An 8419-nucleotide genomic window follows, 5' to 3' on the forward strand; every position below is an offset into this window, starting at 1 on the left:
TTCTTCGTTGTTCAAAAATCCTGATGGCAATTTTCACCAAAGGGTCGGAGTAAGTATCAAGCAAATCTTGGTCGAGGAAATTTCGCTCAAAGAAAATTTTCAAAAGGCTATTCCGCTGGTCGAGAAGCTTATTATAATGCTGATAGTCAGTCAGATAGTCATTATCCATTTGCGAAAGCACTCCATCAAAAAAACGACGACGGCCTTCGCTCCCATCCTTTATCAATTCGGTATCATCGGGGGCAATCAAAACCACAGGAAACTGCCCGATGTGGTCGGCAAGTCGTTCGTAAGGCTTTTTGTCGTGTAGCAAAACCTTTCGCTGCCCACGCTGAATTGAACAAGTTATTTGGTGCTTTTTATCTCCTTTCCTAAAAATCCCATCAATCATCATTACATCGGCATCATGATTGATATTGAGAGCGTCTTGGCTATGAATGGCACTTTTACTCAAGGCCAAAAAATAGACCGCATCAAGCAAATTGGTCTTACCACTACCATTTTCGCCCACAATACAATTTACCTGACTCGAAAACGTAAAGTTTGCTTCTTCGTAATTTTTGAAATTTGAAAGATATATTTTTTCTAAAAACATTGAATATTGATAAGAACTCAGCAAAAAATAACAATAAAAAAGTGTACATTAAATGAATCTTACACGCCGTTTGTAAAATTTGGCGGAGTAAATCAGTAAGTCCTTTCAAATTATTGCCAAATTTTACAAGAGGTGATTGTAAGATTCGTGTTTTTTTGTTACTTTTTTTCAAAAAAAAGTAAGCAAAGAATTGATAATAAATTACTTAAGTAATAAGATTTATATAATCGACAATTCTATAAATAGCTAAGAGGCTGTTTATAAGCCCATTAACTTTCTGTGGACTTGTCGACTATTGACTGTGGACTACTTAACAGTATGTAAATTATAAGATTTCTCTTCAAATTTTTATTCTCTGTGATGGTAAGATAGAAAGTTGTCTTACGAATTAAACCGAAATTTAGGCATTTTTCACTAAAGTTTAGTTTATTTGTAATCCTAATACTTACTTAACCTATTAAATGTTCTGATGAATAAAAACTCGCTTCTTTATTTCATTGCTGCCGTTGCTGCAACGGGCGGCCTACTTTTTGGCTTTGATACAGGCGTTATTAATGTTGCCTTGCCTCAACTCCGTACAAAATTCAACCCAAGCCCCGAAACCGAAGGTTTTATCGTAAGTGCGGTTTTGTTTGGCGGTATGGCCGGGCCGTTTATTAGCGGGCCTTTGACCGATTTATTAGGCCGTAAAAAAATCAATATCATTGCTTCTTTTGTCTTTGTTGTTGGTTCAATTATTACCGCTATCGCTCCATCAGTTTCGTTCCTAATCATTGGGCGTTTGTTTTTGGGTTTAGCGATTGGAATCGTAGCCTCAACCGTGCCACTTTATTTGGCAGAAATCGCTCCGACCGATAAAAGAGGTAAACTTGTAACTTTCTTTCAACTCGCCATTACACTCGGAATTTTACTTTCTTATGTGGTTGGCTATTTCTTTGCCGAGCAAGAAGATGGTTGGAGAAGTATGTTCTGGACGGGTTTTATTCCTGCCGCAATTCTAATGGTCGGAATGTTCTTTGTGCCAGAAAGTCCACGCTGGTTGATTGGAAAAGGCCGAGATGCCGAAGCTCTCGAAGTGTTGAATCGCTTACGTGAACCAAGTCAAGCACAGGCTGAATTGGCACAAACAAAACAAATAATCGAAGACGAAAAACACAACAAAGGCGACTGGAGAATGCTGTTTAGCAAGCGTTTACGTATTCCGCTGTTTATTGGTATTGGCATTTTCTTTATTCAACAGTTTTCGGGCATCAACGCCATTATTTATTTTTCGACCGATATTTTCAAAAATGTATTTCCCGATGGTAATACGGCTGCACTCGCCACAGTGGGTGTGGGTGTAATCAATGCAGCTTCTACCTTTTTAGCCATTATGATTTTAGATAAATTTGGTAGGAAACAAATTCTTTACACTGGTCTTCTCGGAACGGCGGTTTGTTTGGCAACCGTTGGTTTGGCTTTCTACATGAAAGACTCTCTCAGCCCCGAACTACAAAAAATTATGCTCGTGGGCGGAGTTTATGTCTATATAATTTTCTTTGCTATAAGCCTTGGGCCATTGGGTTGGCTATTGATTTCGGAGATTTATCCGCTCAAAATCAGAGGTTTTGCTTCGAGTATGGGTAGTTTCAATCATTGGCTTTTTGATGCTGGTGTGGCTTATTCATTTCCGATTTTGGCGGCAACATCGCTCGGCACGAATGGTGGAATTTTCGGTATCTACATGACTGTCGTATTACTCGGTTTACTTTTCGCCAAATATATTGTTTTTGAAACAAAAGGCATGAGTTTGGAAGAAATCGAAAAACGATATAACTAGACCACAATATTAAAATTCATATCAAAAGAGCTTAGTTTTCAGCAACTAAGCTCTTTCGTTTTATAAAACCTTGCTTTTTCAAGCAAATTGAAGAAAATTGCAAAAATATTCTCTTCATCTATCATTTTCGGTCAGACCGAAATACAAAACCAACGAAATCATGAAAAAACTAATTTTATGCTTGTCTTTTGTCACAAATCTTGCCTTTGCACAGCACAAAGAAATCATCAAGACCGATAAAGCCCCCGTGCCGATTGCCCCATACAGTCAGGCAGTAAAATCAAATGGTTTTTTGTTTGTGGCTGGTCAAATCGGCCTCGACCCAGCCACTCGCAAACTTGTGGATGGTGGCTTTGAAGCAGAAACCGTTCGTATCATGGAAAACATCAAAGCGGTTTTAGAAGCCGCCGATGCCAAGTTGAGTGATATTGTAAATACAACTATCTACATCAAAGACATGAATAACTTTGCGAAAGTAAACGAAATTTACGGCAAGTATTTCACAGGCGATTTTCCTGCACGCACAACGGTTGGAGTAGCCAATTTACCTGGTGGAGCAAGCATAGAAATTGCAGTAGTAGCAGCGATAGCCCATAAGCCTCGTCGTAAGTAAAATCCAATTTATCTCGAATTTCCCTGAAATTGCCTTATTCTGAGGTAGTTTTGGCATTTATCTCTATATTTGCTAATAAATAATAAGTAGAAGAATTAATGTATAGTTTGACGTAAAATCATTCTTAATTTTTAATTCTACATTCTTAATTTCACTAACCCTTCATCATGCTTTATGAGAAAACTATCAGTATTAGGTAGAGCGTTGCACGTAAGCGAACTTCTCTTTGCTACGCTTTTGATTCTTCAAGCATTAGTTGCTGTTGCCCAACAAGGCGGCACTCAATATAATGCAAACACCCGTTTTGAACAAATGGGAACTGAACTTCCAACTCCAAACACTTATCGTACAGCTTCTGGTGCTCCAGGAAAAGACTATTGGCAACAAAAAGCCGATTACGACATCAAGGCTGAATTAGACGATGCCAATCAGAAAATCATCGGAACGGAAGTTATCACCTACACCAATAAATCGCCAGATGAATTGCGTTATTTGTGGTTGCAGCTTGACCAAAACTTGTTCGAGAAAAGTTCAATCAATGCCATGACAAAAACTGGTGGAGTTGATGCTCAAGGAATGTCGTTCAATGCTCTTCAAAACGTAAATGCTCCTTCATCAGTTTTTGGTGGAATTTCGGGGAATAAAGAGTATGGCTACAAAATTACGGTTGTAAAAGATGCCAAAACTGGAGCAGATTTGAAATATACCATCAACAGCACCATGATGCGTATTGATATTCCAGTGGTTTTAAAACCAGGTCAATCATATTCTTTCCGTATCGACTGGAACTACAATATCACAAACTATTACGGCCGCTCAGGTATGGAGTACTTTGCTAAAGATGGCAACTACAACTACTTCATTGCACACTGGTTTCCACGTATGGCAGTTTATGATGATGTAAACGGCTGGCAACACAAACAATTCTTAGGGCAAGGCGAGTTTACACTTCCTTTCGGAGATTATAAAGTAGAAATCACCGTACCAAACGACCACGTTGTGGGTGCAACTGGCGAGTGCCAAAACTACGACAAAGTATTGAGTGCTGAACAATTAAAGCGTTTCCAACAAGCCGCTAATTCAAAAACGCCTGTACTTATCGTTACACAAGCAGAGGCAGAAGCAGCAGAAAAAGGAAAACCAACTGGCAAAAAGACTTGGATTTATAAAGCAACCAACGTGCGTGACTTTGCTTTCACATCTTCACGTAAATTTATCTGGGATGCCATGCAAACCGATGTTTATAACAACGGACGCAAAATTTGGAGCATGTCGTTCTATTCAAAAGAAGGAAATCCACTTTGGGGACAGTACTCAACTCGTGTAGTTGAGCATACGTTGAGAAGCTACGGAAACCGTACGGTTCAATATCCTTATCCTGTGGCTATTTCTTGCCACGCAACTGCTGGTGGTGGTATGGAATACCCAATGATTTCATTCAACGGAGGCCGTCCTGAGCCAGATGGCACTTATTCTGAACAAGTAAAAGCGGGTATGATAGGTGTAATCATCCACGAGGTTGGTCATAATTTCTTCCCAATGATTGTAAACTCTGACGAGCGTCAGTGGTCTTGGATGGACGAAGGTTTGAACACTTTCTGCCAATATCTGGCTGAGCAAGAGTGGGACAGAAACTTCCCTTCTCGTCGTGGCGAGCCTCAGTACATCGTTCCGTACATGAAAACTGATAAAACGCAACAAGTGCCAATCATGTCGAGTTCGGATAATATCATGGCGTTTGGGCCAAATGCTTACGCTAAACCAGCAACAGGCTTGAATATCTTGCGTGAAACTGTAATGGGTCGTGAATTATTCGATTACGCTTTCAAAGAATACGCACGTCGTTGGGCGTTTAAATCACCAACTCCTGCCGACTTCTTCCGTACGATGGAAGATGCTTCGGGCGTTGATTTAGACTGGTTCTGGAAAGGTTGGTTTTACGGTGTTGAGCCTGCCGACCAAGATTTAGCAGAAGTTGAATGGTATGCTGCCGATAACCAAGACCCTATCGCTAAAAAAGCCGCTGAGAAAGCAGACGCAGAAGCAAAAAGACAAACTTTGAGCAATATCCGTAATCAAACTGATATTAAGCAAACAGTTGTAGAAGCTGATTCTACGATGAGAGATTTCTATAATTCTTATGACAGATACGCTGTAACTTCGGCTGACAAACAAAAATCTGAGCAATACAAATCAAGTTTGAGCGAAGATGAACGTAAATTATTGGAGTCAGGAATGAACTACTATGTTTTGAAAGTAAAAAACAAAGGTGGTTTACCAATGCCAGTAATCATCAAAATGGATTATGAAGATGGTACAAACGAAATCGTTAGAATTCCTGCCGAAATCTGGCGTTTGAATGACAAAGAAGTGAAGAAAACAATTCCGACAAAGAAAAAGGTAACGAAGTTTACACTCGACCCATTCTACGAAATTGCTGACATCGACACTGAAAATAACTCATTCCCACGTGAGCCAGAAAAACCAACGAAGTTCCAAGCATTTAAACAAGGTTCGTTCCGTCCGCAAGGCCAAAACCCTATGCAACAAGCGAAACAATCTCAACCTGCTGGAACGCAGACGAGTGGTAAGAATTAATTAGTCCACGGTCGACAGTCCATAAGTCCGTAGTAATACAAATTGTATTTCTACAAACTTAAAAATAGTTGCCTGTAAAACAGAAACCCCCGAAGTAGAATTTCTATTTCGGGGGTTTTGTTTAACTGTGGACTGTTAACTGTGGACTGTTGACTGTGGACTGTTGACTGTTGACTGTAAACTGTTGACTTTTTTACATCACAACTTCCTTCTCAGTCATAATCGTCAGCACTTCTTCGTCCATCAGTCGAGTAGCCAAGCCTTGCGTTTTCGGAATCTCGTAGTGGAAGAAATACTTCATCGTATGAATCTTACTTTCATAAAACTCCACATCATCAGCATTATCAGACGAAATAATTAATTTCTGTTTGGCCACAACGGCTTGTTTGAGCCATTGCCAAGCCACCACATTTAAACTAAACATTTCCATATAAAGTGTCGCATCTGATAAGAATCGCTCAACATCGCCTGTTCCAGCAATTCCTAGCAAGTGCATGGTCACTTTTTGTAGGCGTTCACCTTCTTCTTTTAGCGAAAGTGCATAACGCTTTAATTCATCATATTGCAAAGCCCCCATTACGGTTTTACCGACCTCTTGGGCGAGCAGCATAGTTGCCTTCCCTCCTGCCATTGGTACTTTTCGGCCTAATAAATCTTGCGACTGAATACCCGTTGTTCCTTCATAAATTGGCGTGATACGAATATCTCGGTAGTATTGTTCTACAGGAAAATCTTCTGTAAAACCATATCCACCAAAACATTGCACCGCATCACTGATTGCTTTCATACCATACTCACAAGGGAAAGTTTTGGCAATTGGTGTAAGCAATTCGAGCAATAAATGAGCTTTTTCTTTTTCTTCTGGATCATCAGATGCTTCCGAAAGGTCGAAATATTTTGAAGTTTCGAGCAAAAGCGATAACGAACCCTCAACAACGGCTTTCTGAAACAACAACATTCGTTTCACATCGGGGTGCTGAATAATCTGAATCTGTGGAGCATCAAGTGCGTGTTTCTGATTCAATCGACGGCTTTGTGGACGCTCTTTTGCATACTCAAGTGCCGCATAATAAGCCGCCGATGCAATAGATGCTCCCGTGATACCCACGCCTATACGAGCTTCATTCATCATCTGAAACATGTAATTCAAGCCCTTATTGGGTTCTCCAACCAAATATCCGATACAATCATCGTTTTTATCACCAAAGCCCAAGTGCATGGCAGGAACGCCTTTCTGTCCCAACTTATGGTAAATTCCCATCGAAGTCACATCATTATCGGTGCCATCAATGCGATATTTTGGAATTACAAATAACGAAATCCCCTTCGTGCCAAGTGGAGCACCTTTGATACGACCAATGAATAAATGTATCACATTATCAGTAGCATCGTGGTCACCCGCCGAAATAAACACTTTTTGTCCACGAATCTTATACGTTCCATCTTCCAAAGGTTCAGCCGTAGAAGTAATATCCGATAACGAACTTCCCGCTTGTGGCTCAGTTAGGCACATTGTGCCTTGCCATTTTCCCGAAATCATATTCGGAATATAAGTATCTTTCAATTCTTGCGAACCAAAACTGGCAATCAAACGAGCCGCACCCGCCGTAAGGCCAGTAAACATCATTCCATTATTAGCCGACATCAAAATATACCCCAGAATACTCGTCACCGTTACCGGCATTTGAGCTCCACCATTTTCATAATCAAAGTCAGCACCGATGAGCCCCGATTCTCCGAGAGCTTTTAAGTAATCTTTGATGGCTGGATGAACCGTTACTTTTCCATCTTTGAGTTCTGGCTGATTTTTATCGACATCTTTCACAAACGGAAACATCAGATTATCAGCAATTTGCGTTGCTGCATCAATCGTCATATCGAAAGTCTCTTTATTGTGGTCGGCATAGCGAGCGTGTTGCGTCAGCGTTTCTGCCTCATGAACTTCATAAAGCAAGAAGTCCACGTTTCTTTTATTGAAATAGTTCTTTGCCATAAAATCGTCAGACCTCCCAAAAGGGGGTTTTATTAAATTAGTTACTGAAAATTGGTTATTGGTTGACTGGTTAATCGCTTATCATCAGTTGTTTACAGAGACTCAAGAAAGTTTACTATTCTGTGGACTGCCAACTATTGACTGTGGACTCTACATTTTACATCAACCCCAACATTTTAGCATATTTCATCATGGCACCAGGGTTTGATAGTTTTAATTTTCCCATCATCATAGCCATCATTGGGTTCATCTCTCCGGTTGCAATTTTTACAAAATCATCAGCATCTGCTTTCACAACACACTCAGCTGTGCCTACAAAACCTTCCACAAACTCAGCTTTTCCATCGGCCACAACCATTGAATAATCAGCACCTCCGCCAAAATCAAAATGTAATGTAGTTGCTACGCCATCAATATCTGCTGCTGTGAGTCTCGAAGCTGTGTTCTGTAAATATTCTTTCGCTGTCATGTTTTTATTATTTTTGAAATGTAAGGTTTAAAAGATTTCGAAAGTTAGTAAAAAAAAGAAATAATATTATGCAAGCATACTATTATTTTTTTTTGATTGAAATTTGTCTTTTTATTAAAAAAAAACAATATTTGGTACTTATAATCAAAAAACTCGTAAAAGTGTATTTATTTATTAAAAACACGAAAAAATAACTTGTCTTTATTGGTTATGATTCCTAGTCTGCTCATTTTATTCTATGAAAAAAACACAGAAAGTGTTACTTTTTACTAACCTATTGGTCAAAATTGAAAAATAAAGCATTTAAAAATACACCTGATGAGGAGTTGGTT

6 protein-coding genes are annotated in these 8419 nt (G+C 39.5%); 3 read left to right on the forward strand and 3 right to left on the reverse strand.

Translation table 11 applies throughout. The annotated features are described in order from the left end of the window. Window positions 1–595, reverse strand: a 595-nt coding sequence (gene recF, locus ACOVO2_RS12690) for a DNA replication/repair protein RecF (protein WP_421770336.1), incomplete at its 3' end; no start/stop codon positions are given. Between the two features lie 469 nt (window positions 596–1064). Here recF and ACOVO2_RS12695 point away from each other — a divergent pair. From ACOVO2_RS12695 to ACOVO2_RS12705, 3 genes are all read left to right on the forward strand, one after another. Next, window positions 1065–2414 carry a sugar porter family MFS transporter gene (locus tag ACOVO2_RS12695; RefSeq protein ID WP_421770337.1) on the forward strand — a complete coding sequence of 450 codons (1350 nt, stop codon included), beginning with the start codon at window positions 1065–1067 and terminating at the stop codon, window positions 2412–2414. Between the two features lie 160 nt (window positions 2415–2574). Then, window positions 2575–3027 carry a RidA family protein gene (locus ACOVO2_RS12700; RefSeq protein ID WP_421770338.1) on the forward strand — a complete coding sequence of 151 codons (453 nt, stop codon included), beginning with the start codon at window positions 2575–2577 and terminating at the stop codon, window positions 3025–3027. 174 nt (window positions 3028–3201) lie between these two features. Next, entirely contained in the window at window positions 3202–5625 is a 2424-nt protein-coding gene (locus ACOVO2_RS12705) for a M1 family metallopeptidase (RefSeq protein ID WP_421770339.1), read from the forward strand. 193 nt (window positions 5626–5818) lie between these two features. Here ACOVO2_RS12705 and ACOVO2_RS12710 read toward each other — a convergent pair whose 3' ends face one another. Beyond that, complete coding sequence (locus ACOVO2_RS12710) at window positions 5819–7618, reverse strand: acyl-CoA dehydrogenase (RefSeq protein WP_421770340.1); 1800 nt, start codon at window positions 7616–7618, stop codon at window positions 5819–5821. A gap of 157 nt (window positions 7619–7775) precedes the next feature. After that, window positions 7776–8087, reverse strand: a complete 312-nt coding sequence (locus ACOVO2_RS12715) for an SCP2 sterol-binding domain-containing protein (RefSeq protein ID WP_421770341.1) — start codon at window positions 8085–8087, stop codon at window positions 7776–7778. Window positions 8088–8419: the final 332 nt, after the last annotated feature.

Source organism: Emticicia sp. (assembly GCF_049241225.1).
Lineage (GTDB): Bacteria > Bacteroidota > Bacteroidia > Cytophagales > Spirosomataceae > Emticicia.